Origin of the sequence: Streptomyces misionensis (genome assembly GCF_900104815.1) — a bacterium.
In the GTDB taxonomy this organism is placed as follows: Bacteria; Actinomycetota; Actinomycetes; order Streptomycetales; family Streptomycetaceae; genus Streptomyces; species Streptomyces misionensis.
The window spans coordinates 2,097,619-2,113,318 of sequence record NZ_FNTD01000004.1; the positions used below are offsets into that span (position 1 = coordinate 2,097,619).

At 74.6% G+C, this 15,700-nt stretch carries 18 protein-coding genes; 7 read left to right on the forward strand and 11 right to left on the reverse strand.

Going from position 1 to position 15,700, the window contains the following annotated elements:
- Positions 1 to 51: 51 nt before the first annotated feature.
- From BLW85_RS11105 to BLW85_RS11120, 4 genes are all read left to right on the forward strand, one after another.
- Positions 52 to 285 (forward strand): hypothetical protein, encoded by a 234-nt coding sequence (locus BLW85_RS11105; RefSeq protein WP_071828796.1) that lies wholly within the window; start codon positions 52 to 54, stop codon positions 283 to 285.
- 62 nt (positions 286 to 347) lie between these two features.
- Positions 348 to 1,160 (forward strand): SURF1 family cytochrome oxidase biogenesis protein, encoded by an 813-nt coding sequence (locus BLW85_RS11110; protein ID WP_275657255.1) that lies wholly within the window; start codon positions 348 to 350, stop codon positions 1,158 to 1,160.
- A gap of 73 nt (positions 1,161 to 1,233) precedes the next feature.
- On the forward strand, positions 1,234 to 3,045 hold the full coding sequence (locus tag BLW85_RS11115; RefSeq protein WP_074991955.1) for a glycoside hydrolase family 15 protein: 1,812 nt from the start codon (positions 1,234 to 1,236) through the stop codon (positions 3,043 to 3,045).
- 5 nt (positions 3,046 to 3,050) lie between these two features.
- Positions 3,051 to 3,806 (forward strand): SDR family oxidoreductase, encoded by a 756-nt coding sequence (locus BLW85_RS11120; RefSeq protein ID WP_074991956.1) that lies wholly within the window; start codon positions 3,051 to 3,053, stop codon positions 3,804 to 3,806.
- A gap of 15 nt (positions 3,807 to 3,821) precedes the next feature.
- Here BLW85_RS11120 and amaP read toward each other — a convergent pair whose 3' ends face one another.
- From amaP to BLW85_RS11145, 5 genes are all read right to left on the reverse strand, one after another.
- Entirely contained in the window at positions 3,822 to 4,412 is a 591-nt protein-coding gene (amaP, locus tag BLW85_RS11125; protein WP_425275328.1) for an alkaline shock response membrane anchor protein AmaP, read from the reverse strand.
- The gene (locus BLW85_RS11130; RefSeq protein WP_074991958.1) at positions 4,409 to 5,014 is read right to left on the reverse strand and encodes a DUF6286 domain-containing protein; all 606 of its coding nucleotides are present in this window, start codon (positions 5,012 to 5,014) and stop codon (positions 4,409 to 4,411) included. The genes amaP and BLW85_RS11130 overlap by 4 nt, the downstream gene beginning before the upstream one ends.
- On the reverse strand, positions 5,011 to 5,385 hold the full coding sequence (locus BLW85_RS11135; RefSeq protein WP_070025923.1) for an Asp23/Gls24 family envelope stress response protein: 375 nt from the start codon (positions 5,383 to 5,385) through the stop codon (positions 5,011 to 5,013). The genes BLW85_RS11130 and BLW85_RS11135 overlap by 4 nt, the downstream gene beginning before the upstream one ends.
- Positions 5,382 to 5,576 carry a hypothetical protein gene (locus BLW85_RS11140; RefSeq protein ID WP_074991959.1) on the reverse strand — a complete coding sequence of 65 codons (195 nt, stop codon included), beginning with the start codon at positions 5,574 to 5,576 and terminating at the stop codon, positions 5,382 to 5,384. The genes BLW85_RS11135 and BLW85_RS11140 overlap by 4 nt, the downstream gene beginning before the upstream one ends.
- A gap of 63 nt (positions 5,577 to 5,639) precedes the next feature.
- Positions 5,640 to 6,110: an Asp23/Gls24 family envelope stress response protein gene (locus BLW85_RS11145; protein WP_070025921.1), complete on the reverse strand. Its 471-nt coding sequence runs from the start codon at positions 6,108 to 6,110 to the stop codon at positions 5,640 to 5,642.
- Positions 6,111 to 6,197: 87 nt separating this feature from the next.
- Between BLW85_RS11145 and BLW85_RS11150 the strand changes: the two genes are divergently transcribed.
- A complete protein-coding gene (locus BLW85_RS11150) occupies positions 6,198 to 6,920 on the forward strand; it encodes a nucleopolyhedrovirus P10 family protein (RefSeq protein WP_074991960.1) in 723 nt (240 codons plus the stop codon).
- Between the two features lie 11 nt (positions 6,921 to 6,931).
- Here BLW85_RS11150 and BLW85_RS11155 read toward each other — a convergent pair whose 3' ends face one another.
- The 3 genes from BLW85_RS11155 to BLW85_RS11165 all read right to left on the reverse strand — a co-directional run bounded on the left by BLW85_RS11155 (position 6,932) and on the right by BLW85_RS11165 (position 10,008).
- Positions 6,932 to 7,735 carry an enoyl-CoA hydratase/isomerase family protein gene (locus BLW85_RS11155; RefSeq protein WP_070025919.1) on the reverse strand — a complete coding sequence of 268 codons (804 nt, stop codon included), beginning with the start codon at positions 7,733 to 7,735 and terminating at the stop codon, positions 6,932 to 6,934.
- Positions 7,736 to 7,852: 117 nt separating this feature from the next.
- Positions 7,853 to 8,074: a helix-turn-helix domain-containing protein gene (locus tag BLW85_RS11160; RefSeq protein ID WP_004002281.1), complete on the reverse strand. Its 222-nt coding sequence runs from the start codon at positions 8,072 to 8,074 to the stop codon at positions 7,853 to 7,855.
- 335 nt (positions 8,075 to 8,409) lie between these two features.
- Complete coding sequence (locus BLW85_RS11165) at positions 8,410 to 10,008, reverse strand: ABC-F family ATP-binding cassette domain-containing protein (RefSeq protein ID WP_074991962.1); 1,599 nt, start codon at positions 10,006 to 10,008, stop codon at positions 8,410 to 8,412.
- 177 nt (positions 10,009 to 10,185) lie between these two features.
- On the opposite strand from BLW85_RS11165, the gene BLW85_RS11170 reads away from it, so the two are divergent.
- Complete coding sequence (locus BLW85_RS11170) at positions 10,186 to 10,599, forward strand: VOC family protein (RefSeq protein ID WP_074991963.1); 414 nt, start codon at positions 10,186 to 10,188, stop codon at positions 10,597 to 10,599.
- 15 nt (positions 10,600 to 10,614) lie between these two features.
- On the opposite strand, the gene BLW85_RS11175 is transcribed toward BLW85_RS11170, so the two are convergent.
- From BLW85_RS11175 to BLW85_RS11185, 3 genes are all read right to left on the reverse strand, one after another.
- Positions 10,615 to 12,024, reverse strand: a complete 1,410-nt coding sequence (locus BLW85_RS11175; protein ID WP_208624831.1) for a hypothetical protein — start codon at positions 12,022 to 12,024, stop codon at positions 10,615 to 10,617.
- Positions 12,025 to 12,204: 180 nt separating this feature from the next.
- Entirely contained in the window at positions 12,205 to 13,332 is a 1,128-nt protein-coding gene (locus BLW85_RS11180; protein WP_070025966.1) for an alpha/beta hydrolase, read from the reverse strand.
- Positions 13,333 to 14,017: 685 nt separating this feature from the next.
- Positions 14,018 to 14,677, reverse strand: coding sequence for a class II aldolase/adducin family protein (locus BLW85_RS11185; protein ID WP_074991965.1), 660 nt, complete (start codon positions 14,675 to 14,677; stop codon positions 14,018 to 14,020).
- 254 nt (positions 14,678 to 14,931) lie between these two features.
- Here BLW85_RS11185 and BLW85_RS11190 point away from each other — a divergent pair, with 254 nt between their 5' ends.
- Positions 14,932 to 15,681, forward strand: coding sequence for a lysozyme (locus BLW85_RS11190; RefSeq protein ID WP_074991966.1), 750 nt, complete (start codon positions 14,932 to 14,934; stop codon positions 15,679 to 15,681).
- The last annotated feature ends 19 nt before the right edge of the window (positions 15,682 to 15,700 follow it).

A 15,700-nucleotide genomic window follows, 5' to 3' on the forward strand; every position in this document is an offset into this window, starting at 1 on the left:
TCACCCGGCGCCGGCTCGCCCGCGCACCCGCGACGGCCCACCCTGTGGCGCATGGCGAGATGCGAAGTTTGCGGCAATGACTACGGAATGACCTTCGAGGTCCACGCCCAGGGCGCGGTCCACGTCTTCGACTGCTTCTCCTGCGCGATCCACCGCATGGCCCCGATCTGCGAGCACTGCCGGGTGCAGATCATCGGACAGGGCGTGGAGGTGGACGGCCACTGGTTCTGCGGCGCGCACTGCGCCCGCGCGGAGGGGCGCACGGGGGTCGTCGACCGGGTGTGACCTGAGGGCCGTACGACACCCGGGGTGACCCGGTACCCGCCTGAATGCACCCCACGGCCCGGATGTACCGTCGTGGGGTGCATCGCTACCGCTTCCTGTTGTCCCTCCAGTGGGTCATCCTCACCATCGTCGCGATCGCGTTGATCCCGACGATGATCAAGCTGGGTTTCTGGCAGCAGCACCGCTACGAGGAGCGCACCGCGCGCAACAACCTGGTCTCCGCCGCGCTGCACGCCAAGCCGGTCCCCGTCGAACAGCTGTCCTCCCCCGGGCACGCCGTGACCCGCGCGGAGAAGTACCGCACGGTCACCGCGACCGGCACCTTCGACACCGACAAGACCGAGGTGGTCCGGCGCCGGACCAACGCCGACGGCGACGTCGGCTACCACGTCCTCACCCCCTTCGTGCTGACCGACGGCAAGGTGCTGCTGGTCAACCGCGGCTGGGTGCCCGCCGACGGCACGCAGACCGCCTTCCCGAAGATCCCCGCCCCGCCGGCCGGCCGCACCACCATCAGCGGGCGGCTGATGGCCGACGAGACCACCGCGGCGAGCGGCATCAAGAACATCAAGGGCCTGCCCGACCGGATGGTCATGCTGATCGACAGCACCGCGGAGGCGCGCCGGCTCGGCGCGCAGGTGCTGGGCGGCTACATGGAGCAGACCGCGCCCGCGTCCAAGGGGGGCTCCCCGGAGCAGATCTCCGACCCCGGCACCGAGGACGCCCCGCTGAACTACGCGTACATGATCCAGTGGTGGCTGTTCGCGGCGGCCGTGCCGGTCGGCTGGTGGTTCCTGCTCCGGCGGGAGATCCGGGACCAGGAGGAGGCCGCGGCCGCGCCGCAGCCGAAGGAGAACGAACCGGCCGCGGTCTGACGGCCGCGCGCCGGTTTCACTCCCTGGGCGCACCACCTGATTGGCCCCTCGGGCGGCCGGGAAACCGCATTGCGTGAGCGCTCGTATCGAGGACTACGCCCTGATCGGCGACGAGCAGACCGCGGCGCTGGTCGGCAGGGACGGCTCGATCGACTGGCTGTGCCTGCCCCGCTTCGACTCCGGGGCCTGTTTCGCGCGGCTGCTCGGCGACGAGAACCACGGCCACTGGCGGATCGCCCCCAAACCGCCCAGGGGGTCCGCGAGCGCGGGCACCTGCACCCGCCGGGCCTACCGGACCGACACCCTCGTCCTCGACACCGAGTGGGAGACCGCGCAGGGCACGGTCCGCGTCACCGATCTGATGCCGCAGCGCGAGCACGCCCCGGACGTCGTCCGCATCGTGGAGGGCGTCGGCGGCCGGGTGACCCTCCGCGGCACGCTGCGGCTGCGCTTCGACTATGGCTCGATCACGCCGTGGATGCGCCGCTCCGACGGCCACCGGGTGGCGGTGGCCGGACCCGACTCGGTGTGGCTGCGCTCCGAGCCGCCGGTGCGCACCTGGGGCGAGGACTACTGCACCCACTCCGAGTTCACCGTCGACGAGGGCGAGCGGGTCGCGTTCGTGCTGACCTGGCACCCCTCCCACGAGCCGCGCCCACGGCTCGTCGACCCCTACGAGGCGCTGGAGAGCAGCGTCACCGACTGGCGCAGCTGGGCCGGGCGGTGCCGCTACGACGGCCCCCACCGGGACGCGGTCGTCCGTTCCCTGATCACCCTCAAGGCGCTCACCTACGCCCCGACCGGCGGAATCCTCGCCGCGGCCACCACCTCGCTGCCCGAGGAACCGGGCGGGGTGCGCAACTGGGACTACCGGTACTGCTGGCTGCGCGACTCCACCCTCACCCTCGGCGCGCTGCTCACCGCGGGCTACCAGGAGGAGGCCGAGGCCTGGCGCAACTGGCTGCTGCGCGCGGTCGCCGGCGACCCGGCCGCCCTCCAGGTCATGTACGGCGTCGCGGGCGAGCGGCGGCTCCCGGAGAGCGAGCTGCCGTGGCTGCCCGGCTTCGCCGGCTCCGCGCCGGTGCGCATCGGCAACGGCGCCGCCGAACAGCTCCAGCTCGACGTCTACGGCGAGGTGATGGACTCGCTGTCGCTGGCGCGCAGCGCGGGCCTGCCCACCCGGCCGCACATGTGGTCCATCCAGCGGTCGCTGATGGAGTTCCTGGAGTCGGCCTGGCGCCGGCCCGACCAGAGCCTGTGGGAGGTGCGCGGCGGGCGGCGCCACTTCGTGCACTCCAAGGTGATGGTGTGGGTGGCCGCCGACCGGTCGGTCAGGACGCTCGAACAGCACCCGGAGCTGCACGGCGACCTGGAGGGCTGGCGGCGGCTGCGCGAGGAGGTGCACCGGGAGGTGTGCGAGAAGGGGTACGACCCCGAGCGCAACACCTTCACGCAGTACTACGGCTCGCGGGCGCTGGACGCCGCCCTGCTGCTCATCCCGCGGGTCGGCTTCCTGCCGCCGGACGACCCGCGGGTGGTCGGCACGGTCGACGCCGTCCGCGCCGGCCTCGGCCACGGCGGTTTCCTGCGCCGCTACGGCTCCGGGGACGACGGCGGATCGCCGGTCGACGGGCTGCCGGGCGGCGAGGGCGCCTTCCTGGCCTGCTCGTTCTGGCTGGCGGACGCGCTGCACGTGACCGGGCGCCACAAGGAGGCCCGCGAGCTGTTCGAGCGGCTGGTGGGGGTCTGCAACGACGTGGGGCTGCTGGCCGAGGAGTACGACCCCGTCGACGGCCGCCAGCTCGGCAACTTCCCGCAGGCCTTCAGCCATCTCGGCCTGGTGAACTCCGCCCTCACGCTGTTCGGGGCCGACGAGGCAGGATAGGGGGCATGGATCTTGGACTGAAGGACCGGGTGTACATCGTCACCGGAGCCACCCGCGGACTGGGCAACGCCGCCGCGCGGCAGCTCGTCGCGGACGGCGCGAAGGTGGTGATCACCGGCCGCGACGAGCAGCGGGCGGCCGACGCCGCCGCCGAACTGGGCCCGAACGCCGTGGGCGTGGCCATGGACAACGCGGACGCGCAGGCCCCCGACCGGCTGATCGCGGCCGCCCGCGAGCACTTCGGCGGCTTTCACGGGGTGCTGGTGAGCGTGGGCGGCCCGCCGCCCGGCTTCGTCGCCGACAACACCGACGAGCAGTGGCGTGCCTCGTTCGAGTCCGTCTTCCTCGGCGCGGTGCGGCTCGCCCGCGCGGCGGCGGCCGAGCTGGACGAGGGCGGCGTCATCGGCTTCGTGCTCTCCGGTTCGGTGCACGAGCCCATCCCCGGGCTGACCGTCTCCAACGGCCTGCGCCCGGGCCTCGCGGGCTTCGCCAAGTCCCTCGCGGACGAACTCGGCCCCCGCGGCATCCGCGTGCTCGGCCTGCTGCCGGCCCGCATCGACACCGACCGCGTCCGCGAACTGGACGCCCTGTCCGCCGATCCGGAGGCCACCCGCGCCGCCAACGAGTCCCGCATCCCGCTGCGCCGCTACGGCACCCCGGAGGAGTTCGGCAAGGTGGCCGCCTTCCTGCTGTCCCCGGCGGCCTCCTATCTGACGGGGCTCATGGTGCCGGTGGACGGAGGGATGCGGCACGGCTTCTGAGCCGCCGGCCCCCCGTCAGCTCACCCTCTCCGCCCGGTGCCTGACCGCCCGCAGGCGGACCTCGGCGGGGAGGGCGGCCAGCCCCGCCGACTCGCGGGCGCGGGCCAGCGGCCCGGCCGTGAACTCGCTCAGGGCCGTCGACGGGTCGGTGTCCGGGGTCAGCTGGAGCACGGCACGTGCCCGCGGCCGGGCCCGGCGGCCGTGCAGGTGGACCCGGGCGTGGGCCACGCCGTCCCCGGCGGCGCCCTCCTCGGTCAGGGCGGTCTCCAGGGCCCCGGCCCGCAGCAGGGCGGCCCCGCCGTCGCCGGTGTCCACCCGCAGCTCGCCGAGGCGGTGCCGGCGCGGAAGCCTGGTCAGCCACCACAGGGCCAGCACGACGATGACGGCCAGCGCCGCGATCAGGGCGGGCCACCACCAGCGGGCGCCGCGGTAGTGGGTGCGCTCGGCGCGGGTGAGCAGGACGTCGTGCGGGCCGCCGTGGATCCACCAGGAGGGCGGCGGCGCGCCGAGGCCGACGGCCAGGACCGCGCCGCCGAGGGCGAGCAGGAGCAGGCCGATCAGGCCCAGCAGGGCGCGGTTGAGTCCGCCGGAGCGCATCGCCGTCATCCCTTCGGTACGGCCCGGTTGACCCGCAGTGCGAGCCGGGGCGGATGGGTCAGGCCGAGGCCTTGGATCGCCTCGGTGAGGGTGGTGTCCAGGTCGGCGCGGACGTCGGCCGGCTCGCGGAAGTGCGAGGCGGCGCGGACGTCGGCCTTGCGGCGGCGCATCCGTACCCGTACGGCCTGGACGCCGGACACCTCCACGGCCCGGTCGCGCAGCACCTGGGCCGCCGCGTCCCGCCGCAGTGCCGCCCGGACGTCGGGGTGCGGCCGGCGCATCGGCAGCAGCGCGCGCAGGCCCGGGGTGAGCGCGAGGGCGATCAGCCACAGGCCGAGGGCGGCGGCGAGGGCCGCGCCGGCCAGCACCCAGGTGTCGCCCAGCTGCCGTTCGGCCAGTTGCCGGGCCAGTGCCCGGCGCCAGCTCATCGCGGGGCGGTGGGCGCGCACCGAGGCCACGTCGTAGAGCAGCAGGCCCGCCCCGGCCAGCAGCAGGACGGCGACGATGCCCGCGGGGACCCGGCGCGGGGACCAGAAGCGGCCGCTGCCGCCGGCGGACACCGGGGTGTCGGTGGTCTTGTCGAGGGCCGTGGTGGCGCCTGCCTGGCTCATCGCGTCCTCTCCGCTCCCTTCGGCGACGGGTACAGGCGCTCGACCCAGACGGCGACCTCGGACACCGTCAGGTTCGCCAGCGCGCCCACCCGCTCGGTCACCCGGCGGCGCACGGCGGCGCAGCGGGCCCCGATGTCGCAGGGGTAGCCGAGGTCCAGCTCGATGTGGACCCGTGCCGTGCCGTGGCGGACCGCGACCGTCGCGTGCGGCGCGTCGCCGTCGGCGGGCGGTGGGCCCACCGCCTCCCGGGCGGCCTGCGCGGCGATCTTCTCCACGACCCGGTCGGCCACCCGGGTGGCGCCCCGCTCGGCCGGCGGCACCCGGCTCTGCGGCTGCCGCGCCGTGCCGGTCCCGGTGCTCACGCCGGTCACCGCCGCCGGTCGCGTCGCTCGTCGCGGGCGCGGAAGAAGTCACCGGGGTCCAGATCGCCGTCCGCGAACCGGCCGAGCACGAACCCGACGGCTCCCAAGGCCGCCACCAGCAGGAACGCGCCGAACCCGCCGTAGAACCCGGCGAAGCCCAGCGCCATTCCGGCGATCAGACCGACCACGGCCATGCTCATGCAGCGCTCCTCAGCTCGTCAGGCGTAGGGGGTTAGGGTTCGCGGGGTGCGGGGTGCGCCCGGTCACTGGATCCGGGGCTCCGGCTCTTCCTCTTCCTCCTCGGGCAGGTGGACGTCGCCGACCGCGATGTTGACCTCGACGACCTCCAGGCCGGTCATGCGTTCCACGGCGGCGATCACGTTCTCCCGCACCGCGCCGGCCACATCGCTGATGGAGACGCCGTAGTCCACCACGATCTCCAGGTCCAGCGCGGTCTGCACCTCGCCGACCTCCGCCTTCACCCCGCGGGTCACCGATTTGGAGCCGCCGGGCACCCGTTCGCGCATCGCGCCGAGGGTGCGGGAGAAGCCGCCGCCCATCGCGTACACGCCGAGTACGTCCCGTGCCGCCATCCCGGCGATCTTCTCCACCACGCCGTCCGCGATGGTGGTCCGGCCACGGGTGGCCGCGTCGCCGCCGCCGCGCCGGACCGTCTTACGGGGCGACACCTGCGGCTCGCCGCCGCCTTCCGGGCTCGTCGTCATGTCGGTCATAGCCGTACGTCCCTTTCGGTCGTCGTCCTGCGACCACCGTAAGCAAGGTTGCGCGACCGCGCGCCGGGAATGCGGCAGGCTGGAGGAATGACGGCGGACGGATGGACCCAGGTCGTACGGCACCACGTGGGGCTCGGCAGGCTGCTGCCGCTGGGCGGGCCGGGTGACGGTGCGTGGATCGCGGAGGCCGCGGCGGCGGCGGTGCTGCGCCGCGCGGCGGACGAGGTGCCCGGGGTGCGGCTGGGCGCGCTGCGGATCGCCCTCGCCCATCCGGCGGGAGTGGCCGAGCCCGCCGTACCGGCCCCGCCGAGCGCGCTGCCGCCGGGCGCCCTGCGGCTGACGGCGGACTTCGCGGCGGCCTTCGCCGAGCCGCTGCCGGAGGCCGCGGCGCGGCTGCGGCGCGCGCTCGCCACGGCGGCGGACGAGCGCCTCGGCCTCGCGGTGACGGAGGTGGACCTGCGCGTCACCGACCTGCTGGAGACGGCCGGAGCGGCGCGGCAGGCACCGCCCTCGCAGCCGCCGCCCGCCCGCGAGGTGACGATCCCGGCCGGGGACCCCGCCGCCGCGGCGGCCCTGTCCGTGCCGGGCGTCGCCCGGCTGACCGGCCTGCGCGTCGAGACCCGCGCGGGCGGCACGGCCACCCTGACCCACCGCCATGTGCGCGTGGACCTGGCCGCCACCGCGGCCCACCGGACCGCCGACGTGGCCCGGCGGGTCCGCGCGGCGGTCCGGGACGCGCTGGCGGACCGGCCGACGGTGGCGGTACTGGTGACGGAGGTCGGCGAGCAGGCCCCGGCGGGGCCCGCGTGATCTCCGGGTGATTACTCGCCGAGCCCGGCGAGGTCCCGCAGCCGCCGGGCCTGGGCGGCGCGTTCGGCCGCGCGCTGCTCGTCGTACGTGCGGTCCACCGCGCCCTTGAGCAGCGCCTTGGTCTCCACGACCGCGTCCCGCGGGGCCGCCAGCAGCGCCGCCGCCAGGTCCCGCGCCGCGGCGTCGAGTTCCGCCGCCGGCACCGCGAGGTTCGCCAGTCCCGACGCGACGGACTCCCGCGCGTCGACGAAGCGTCCGGTGGCGCAGATCTCCAGCGCGCGGGCATACCCGACCAGACCGACCAGCGGGTGCGTGCCGGTCAGGTCGGGGACGAGGCCGAGGCTGGTCTCGCGCATGGCGAACTGCACGTCGTCGGCGACGACCCGCAGGTCGCAGGCGAGCGCCAGCTGGAACCCGGCACCGATGGCATGTCCTTGAACGGCGGCGACGGACACGATGTCGTTGCGCCGCCACCAGGTGAACGCCTCCTGGTATTCGGCGATGGTCGCGTCGATCCCTGCGTCGTCACGGCGCGCGAGATCGATGAAGTTCGGCTCGCCCGGGATCCCCTCCGGGGTGAACATCTGCCGGTCCAGCCCGGCGGAGAAGGACTTGCCCTCGCCGCGCAGCACCACGACGCGGACGGAGCCCGGCAGCAGCCGACCGGCCTCGATGAGCGCCCGCCACAGGGCGGGGCTCTGCGCGTTGCGCTTGGCCGGGTTGGTCAGCGTCACCGTGGCGAGCGCGTCGTCGACGGTGAGCCGTACGCCGTCCTTGTCGAGTACAGGTGCGAGGTCCTGGGCGGACGTGGCCATGGGGCGCCTCCGATGGGTGCGGTCAGCGAAGCGGAGCTAAGTGACTGCACAGTAACCACCCGGCCGGTCGGTTCGACGACCGGGTGGCCACCATCGAAGCCGGTGGGCCGCCCGGAGTCAGGACGATGCGGCCTTCTTGCCCCGGGTCGCTCCGCCACGCCCACGCAGCGTGACGCCCGACTCGCTGAGCATCCGGTGTACGAAGCCATACGAGCGGCCGGTCTCCTCGGCCAGCGCCCGGATGCTCGCACCGGAGTCGTACTTCTTCTTCAGGTCTGCCGCGAGCTTGTCGCGCGCGGCGCCGGTCACCCGGCTGCCCTTCTTCAGAGTCTCGGCCACCCGTGCCTCCTCATGGGAAGTGCGCTCTGGTCTCCTCATGATCACCCCTCCGGGGCGTGATGGCCACCCATTCGGCAAGGTCCGTGAGACATCGTTGTGACGACAGGAGCGGATCCCCACAAGCGGAAGGCCGTATTCCAAGCGGTGGCGCCGACACGGCCGAACGGGTGGATTCGCGAAGTACCAGGTCAGAGACGCGCCACGGCCGACCCCTTGCTGGACAAGGAATCGGCCGCGAAATCGGTGTACGACACACCCTGATATGAGGAGATCTCACACAGATGACGGATCACGGCTCGGCCGAATGATCCATACTCAGTGGATCAGACTTTCGATCACGCCAGGGTGACGAGGTCCGCGTAGTCGGCGCCCCACAGGTCCTCGATGCCGTCGGGCAGCAGGATGATCCGCTCCGGCTGGAGCGCCTCCACGGCGCCCTCGTCGTGGGTGACCAGGACGACCGCGCCCTTGTAGGTGCGCAGCGCGCCGAGGATCTCCTCGCGGCTGGCCGGGTCGAGGTTGTTGGTCGGCTCGTCCAGCAGCAGCACGTTGGCGGAGGAGACCACCAGGGTCGCGAGCGCCAGACGGGTCTTCTCGCCGCCGGAGAGGACACCGGCGGGCTTGTCGACGTCGTCGCCGGAGAACAGGAACGAGCCGAGCACCTTGCGGACCTCGACCAGGTCCATGTCCGGGGCGGCCGAGCGCATGTTCTCCAGGACCGTGCGGTCCGGGTCGAGGGTCTCGTGCTCCTGGGCGTAGTAGCCGAGCTTGAGGCCGTGGCCGGGGACGACCTGGCCGGTGTCCGGCCGCTCCACGCCCGCGAGCAGCCGCAGCAGGGTGGTCTTGCCGGCGCCGTTGAGACCGAGGATGACGACCCGGGAGCCCTTGTCGATGGCCAGGTCGACGTCGGTGAAGATCTCCAGCGAGCCGTACGACTTCGACAGGCCCTCGGCGGTCAGCGGGGTCCGGCCGCAGGGCGCGGGCTCCGGGAAGCGGAGCTTGGCGACCTTGTCGGACATCCGGACCTCTTCCAGCCCGGAGAGCAGCTTCTCGGCGCGGCGGGCCATGTTCTGCGCGGCGACCGTCTTGGTGGCCTTGGCGCGCATCTTGTCGGCCTGGGCGTTGAGCGCGGCGGCCTTCTTCTCGGCGTTGGCCCGCTCCCGCTTGCGGCGCTTCTCGTCGGCCTCGCGCTGCTGCTGGTAGAGCTTCCAGCCCATGTTGTAGATGTCGATCACGGAGCGGTTGGCGTCCAGGTAGAACACCTTGTTGACGACCGTCTCGACCAGGTCGACGTCGTGGGAGATCACGATGAAGCCGCCGCGGTAGGTCTTCAGGTAGTCCCGCAGCCACACGATCGAGTCGGCGTCGAGGTGGTTGGTCGGCTCGTCCAGCAGCAGGGTGTCCGCGTCGGAGAACAGGATCCGGGCCAGCTCGATACGGCGGCGCTGACCGCCGGAGAGGGTGTGCAGCGGCTGGCCGAGCACCCGGTCGGGCAGGTTCAGCGCGGCGGCGATGGTGGCGGCCTCGGCCTCGGCGGCGTACCCGCCCTTGGTGAGGAACTCGGTCTCCTGGCGCTCGTACTGCCTGAGCGCCTTCTCGCGGGTGGCGCCCGTGCCGTTGGCGATGCGCTGCTCGTTCTCGCGCATCTTGCGGATCAGTACGTCGAGGCCGCGGGCGGACAGGACACGGTCACGGGCGAGCACGTCCAGGTCGCCGGTGCGGGGGTCCTGCGGGAGATAGCCGACCTCGCCGGAGCGGGTGATGGTGCCGGCGGCCGGGATGCCCTCGCCGGCCAGGCACTTGGTGAGGGTGGTCTTGCCGGCGCCGTTGCGGCCGACGAGGCCGATGCGGTCGCCCTTGGCGACGCGGAAGGTGGCGTTCTCGACGAGGACACGGGCGCCGGCGCGCAGCTCGATTCCGGTGGCGGAGATCACGGACAGACTCCTGGGCGTACAGGGATTGGCGGGTGGGCGGCTGAGGACGTTCCCGCCGTCTAATGCGCGAGGAGAATGGCCATGGGAGGAAGTCTAACGGGGCGGTGCAAGCCGTTTTCCCGCGTCCGCATCCCCGCCGGGCGGGCCGGGGAGAACTCTGCGGGAGGAGTGATCTGTATGGCGGGTATGGGCGGCGGACGGCCTGGCATCTGTCCCACGCTGCTGTACGCGGACGCGAAGGCGGCGATCCGGCAGCTCACGCAGGGGCTGGGGTTCACCGAGCTGACGGTGTACGAGGCCGCGGACGGCAAGGTGCTGCACGCCGAGCTGGTGCAGGGCAACGGCGCGGTGATGATCGGCTCCAAGGGCCGCGGCGGGCCGTTCGACGCGGCGCTGCGGGACGCGGGGCCCGCGGGGGTGTACGTCGTGGTGGACGACGTGGACGCCCACCACCAGCGGGCCGTGGCGCACGGCGTGGAGATCCTGCTGCCCCCGACGGACCAGGACTACGGCTCCCGGGACTACCTCGCCCGGGACGTCGAGGGCAACATCTGGAGCTTCGGGACGTACGCGCCGGAGATCGGCGTCTGAGCCGCCCCGCCGGGCTCAGCCGCCGGTGTGCACCTGGAACGCGGCCCGGCGCACGGCCTTGGCGAGGGCCGGGTCGGGGTGGGCGGCGGCGAGGGCGACCAGGACCTGCACGGTGCGCGGGTGGCCGACGGCGCGGACCTCGTCGAGCAGCTGGGGCACGGTGGGCTGCACCGCGGACTCCAGATGCCGGACCAGCATCGGCGCCTCGCCGTGGTCGGCGACGGCCGCGGCGGTGTCCACCCACAGCCAGGTGGCCTCCTCGCGGGTGAGAACCTCGTGGGCGTCCTCCGGGTCGAGGCCGTCGTGCTCGGCGAGCCAGAGCAGCGCGTACGGCCGCAGCGCCGGCTCGTCCACCACGGCCCGCACCTCGGGCTCGGCGGGCGCGCCGACCACGCGCAGCGCCTCGAAGGCGAGCCCGCGCAGCAGGGCGTCCTCGCCGCGCGCCGCGTCGATCAGCTCGGTGACGGCACTGCCGACGGTGCGGGCGGCCAGCCAGGCGCGGTACTCGGCGCGGGCCGCGTTGGGGCGCAGCTGGGCGCAGCCGCGCAGCATGTCCTCGGCGGACTGCTCGATGTTGCCGGCCGGGCTCTGCGCGGCCACGCAGATCTGCTCCAGCTTGACCCACACCGCCCAGCTGCCCAGCGGGGTGAGGGTGGCCTGGCCCGCGCCGTAGGTGAGGGCGCCGACGGAGGCGAGCGCGCCCAGCGCCCAGTCGAGGAGCGGGGCGAGGGAGGCGGGCGGGACGTCCGTGGCCTCGGCCGGCGCGGCGGGCGGCTCGCTGCCGGGCTCGTACGTGACCTCGCAGCGTTCGGTGCGCAGTTCGGTGACCCGCTGCTGGAGCAGGTCGAGGAGCTGTTCGACCGGGACCGGCCCGGCGGACAGCTGGAGGAAGGAGAGCACCTGGGGCATGGCCGAGACGACCTCGGCGACGGCGGCCGGCTCGTGCCCCGCGGGTTCGGGCACGGCGAGCGACCAGGCGTCGAAGAGGGCGACCCAGCCGCGCAGCACGGCGCTGTCGTCGCGGTCCCAGGCGCGCAGCCGCCAGCCGGGGCGGGCGCTGCCGCCGTGCACCTCGACCAGCCCGGCGAGACGGGCGGTGTCCCAGTCGGCGCGGACCTGGTCGGCGGTGAGGCCGAGGTCGGCGGCGGCGCGTTCGGCGGTCGCGGTGGAGAGGGTCGCCTTGCCGTCGGCGGTGGCACCGCCCTGGCCGGGGCCCAGGGCGGTGTCCGCCCAGCGGGCGACGCGGACCGCGCCGGCCAGCCCGCTGCGGGCCATTTTGGCCAGCTCGGCCCGGGCGGGGGTGCCCTCGGGCGGCCGGGGTGCGGGGCGGCGCGGGTGCCGCTGGTTCACAGCTCTGGGGGCGGCGGCCAGGGGTCGAGGTCGGACGAGTCGGAGCCTGGAGTCGCGCGGGATACGGGACGTCACAGGGGCAGTCTTCCGGTTGACGGTCCGAAAACCCAAACGGAATGTCACGGCGGGCGACGGGGCTGGCCAAGGCACCGGGTTCCGCGGGGGCCGGGCGGGCGCGTTTCGGCCATTCCCAGGGCCCTAACCGGAACGGCCGGACCGCAGGGGCGCGCGCCTGGCGCGCCCCTGCGTGCGCCGTCACATCAGCGGGGTGAGGAAGCGCCGCAGACGCTCCTCGTACTGCTCCGGGTCGGGGTTCCACATCGCCGCGTGCGGGGCGCCCGGGACGGTGTGCAGGGCGACGCGGTCGGGGCGGCGCTCGGCGAGCATCCGGGAGAACTCCCAGGGGGCCACGCGGTCGCCGGGGCCGTGGATGATCAGGGTGGGTACGTCGAGCCGCTCGGGGTCGGTGATCTCGGCGACCCGGTCGGCGTGCAGCCCGGCGCGGCCCTGTGCGGCGCGCACCGCGAGCGGCAGCAGCGGGGGCGGGGTGTGCCGGGCGCGGGCGAGGGCGCGCAGCGTGGCCTCCCAGCTGAGCACCGGGGAGTCGAGGACGAGGCCGGCGATGCGGTCGCGCACCGCGGAGTGCTCGGCGGCGCGCAGGGCCATGGTGGCGCCGGTGGACCAGCCGAGCAGGATGACGCGGCGGGCGCCGTGGCGGACGGCGTGGCGGATCGCCGCGTCCACGTCCCGCCACTCGGTCTCGCCGAAGTGGTTCAGGCCGTCGGCGGGGCGGGGGGCGCCGAGGTCGCCGCGGTAGGCGAGGGCGAGGACCGGCAGGTGGCGGCCGTTCAGGAACCCCATGAGGTTCATGGCGTGTTCGCGGGTGGTGCCCAGGCCGTGCACCGCGATCACCCAGACGTCCCGGTTGCCGGGCAGGAACCAGGCGGGCAGGGTGCCGAGTTCGCCGGGCACGTCGACGTCGGCGTGGTCGAGGCCGAGGGCGGTGCGCGGGTTGCCGACGTGGAGGTTCGGGGTGAGCCACACGGAGTCGCCGGGGGCGAGGGTGCCGTGGGTGACGCGGTCGAGGCGGCGTACGACGGTGTCGGCGGTGTGCCCGGTGCCCGCGAGGACGGGGCCGACGACCGCGTGGGAGCCGTCGCCCGCCAGGCCGTAGGAGCCGGGGCGCAGGGAGGCCAGGTCCCGGGTGAGGGTGATCTGGCCGGCGGCGGTGCCGTGCACGGTGAGCCGGGGTTCGGTGGGCAGCGGGCGGCTGCCGGTGGTCTTCAGCGCGGCGTCGCTGGCGAGCCGCCCGGCGGCCACGGACGCCATGCCGGCGGCGAGTACGGCGGTGACTGCGGCGGCGGCCGCTTTGACGGTGCGCACCCCATCAGTGTCCCGGCGGCCCCGGAGCCCGGCCAGCGGAGCCGGGGAGGAGGGTGACGGGCGCGCGGCCGCGGGCGGTCCGGGCGGCACCGGGACGGCGCGGGGCGCCCGGGCGGCGGCCGCGGCGGCGGGACTCCGGCCGCCGGGGAACGGGTCCGCCCGGCGCCGGGAGCCTGCCCGGCGGCGTGTGGCGGGCGGGCCCACGAGGCGCCGGCCGCGCGCCACGGCGAACCAGGCCGCGAGCCCCCGCGGGGAGACCGGGGCGAGCGGGCCCGGGAGGGGCTGGCGCAGGACGCGGGCGAGTCGGTCCGGGAGCCGGCGGGGGGCCTTGGCGGGCTGGTTCGTGCCGAGGCGGCCCGGTGCGGCGGGGCCGTGCGCGCGGCCCCGGCGGCCGGGTGCGGGCCGGTCCCCCGTGCCCGGGCGCGGGACGGGGCCACGCCGGGGAGCGGCGGCCTGGCGCGGGGGCGAGGAAGGCCGGCTCGCCGGGTCCCGGTGCCGGAGCGAGGCGAGCCGGGCCGCGAGACGGCGGCGGGCATGAGCCGGCGCGCCGGTGTCGCGGCGGCGGGGCGAGGAGGCCGGGGTCACCCGGCTACGGGCCGCACCGGTGGCCGGGGACCGGCGGAGTCCACCGGGCGTGCCCGGTGCGGGGCGGTCGGGGGCAGCAGGGACGGGGAGCATGGGGCGGTCACCTCCGTTGGCCGTATCCCTTCAGGCGTTCCCCGACCTCGGCGAGTTGTGCCTCCGTCAGCAAAGAGGGGGTCAGACCCGGCACGGAGGAGGCCGTCAGCCACAGCCGGCACATCCACTCCAGCTGGGCGGTGCGGTCGTAGGCCTGGTCGAGGGTGGCGCCGTAGGTGATGGTGCCGTGGTTGCGCAGCAGGCAGCCGGAGCGGCCGGCCAGGGCGCGGAGCATGTTCTCGGCCAGTTCGTCGGTGCCGTACGTGGCGTAGGGCGCGACCCGGACCGGTCCGCCGAGGGCCGCGGCCATGTAGTGGACCAGTGGCAGCTCGGTCACCAGCGTGGAGACGGCCGTCGCGTGCACGGCGTGGGTGTGCACGATCGCGCGGGCCTCGGTGCTGCGGTAGACGGCGAGGTGCATGGGCAGCTCGCTGGTCGGCACCAGCGTGCCGAGCACCTGACGGCCGGTGAGGTCCACACCGGTGATGTCGTCCGGGCCCAGCCGGTCGTAGGGCACGCCCGAGGGAGTGACCAGCACCACGTCCCCGACGCGCGCGGAGACGTTGCCCGAGGTACCGACGACCAGTCCGTCGGCCACGCTCCGCCGCGCCGTCGCGACCAATGCCGCCCACCGGCCCGCCGTTTCCTCGTTCACCTCTGCGCGCACCCCGTCCGCCCTTCCTCGCCCGTCCCGCGGCTCCGCGGTCTCGCCGTGATCCTGCCAGCCACCCCCGCGGCGGGCGGCCGTTCGGCGTACCTCTGTCCGAGATCCCGCACCCCGAAAGGGTGCATATCGCGGCAAAACACCAGCAATCTACGCCGATTCGATGATCAACCGCCCTTGAATGAGCCCTCCTTGCCCGCCCGGCGACCCGCTCGTCCGCCACGACCTGGTCGTCCGTCACCCCGGGGAGACGGCACATGGCCCGCACCCTCCTCCGTCGCCGCGCCGGTGCCCTCGCCGCGGCCGCGGCGGCGCTCGTCCTCACCTGCGCCCCGACCGCCTCGGCCGGTCCCCCGGACCGGGCCGCGAACCAGCCCCGGGGGCACGACGTGTCCTCCCACCAGAAGCGCGTGGACTGGCAGTCCGCGCAGGACGACGGCGCCCGCTTCGTCTACGTCAAGGCGACCGAGGCCACGGGCTACCGCAACCCCTACTTCGACCAGCAGTACGACGGGGCGCGTGAGGCCGGCCTGATCCGGGGCGCCTACCACTTCGCGCTGCCGGACCGCTCCTCCGGCGCCCGGCAGGCCGCGTACTTCGTGGCGCACGGCGGGGACTGGCGGGCCGACGGCTGGACGCTGCCGCCCGCGCTGGACATCGAGTACAACCCGTACAGCGCGAGGCACAAGTGCTACGGGCTGAGCAAGAAGAAGATGACGAAGTGGATCTGGTCCTTCAGCGACGAGATCCGGCGCGAGACCGGCCGCCGGCCTGTGATCTACACCACCTCGCAGTGGTGGAAGCTCTGCACCGGCAACAGCCGCGCCTTCGCCTCCACCCACCCCCTGTGGGTGGCCCGCCACGGCACCTCCGGGCCGGGCAGGCTGCCGGGCGGCTGGCGGTACTGGACCTTCTGGCAGTACGACACCGCCGGCCGGCTGCCGGGTGACCAGAATCTCTTCAACGGCACCGCCGGCCGGCTGCGGACCTTCGCGCTGGGCTGGTAACCCAAGGGACGCCTGGGCG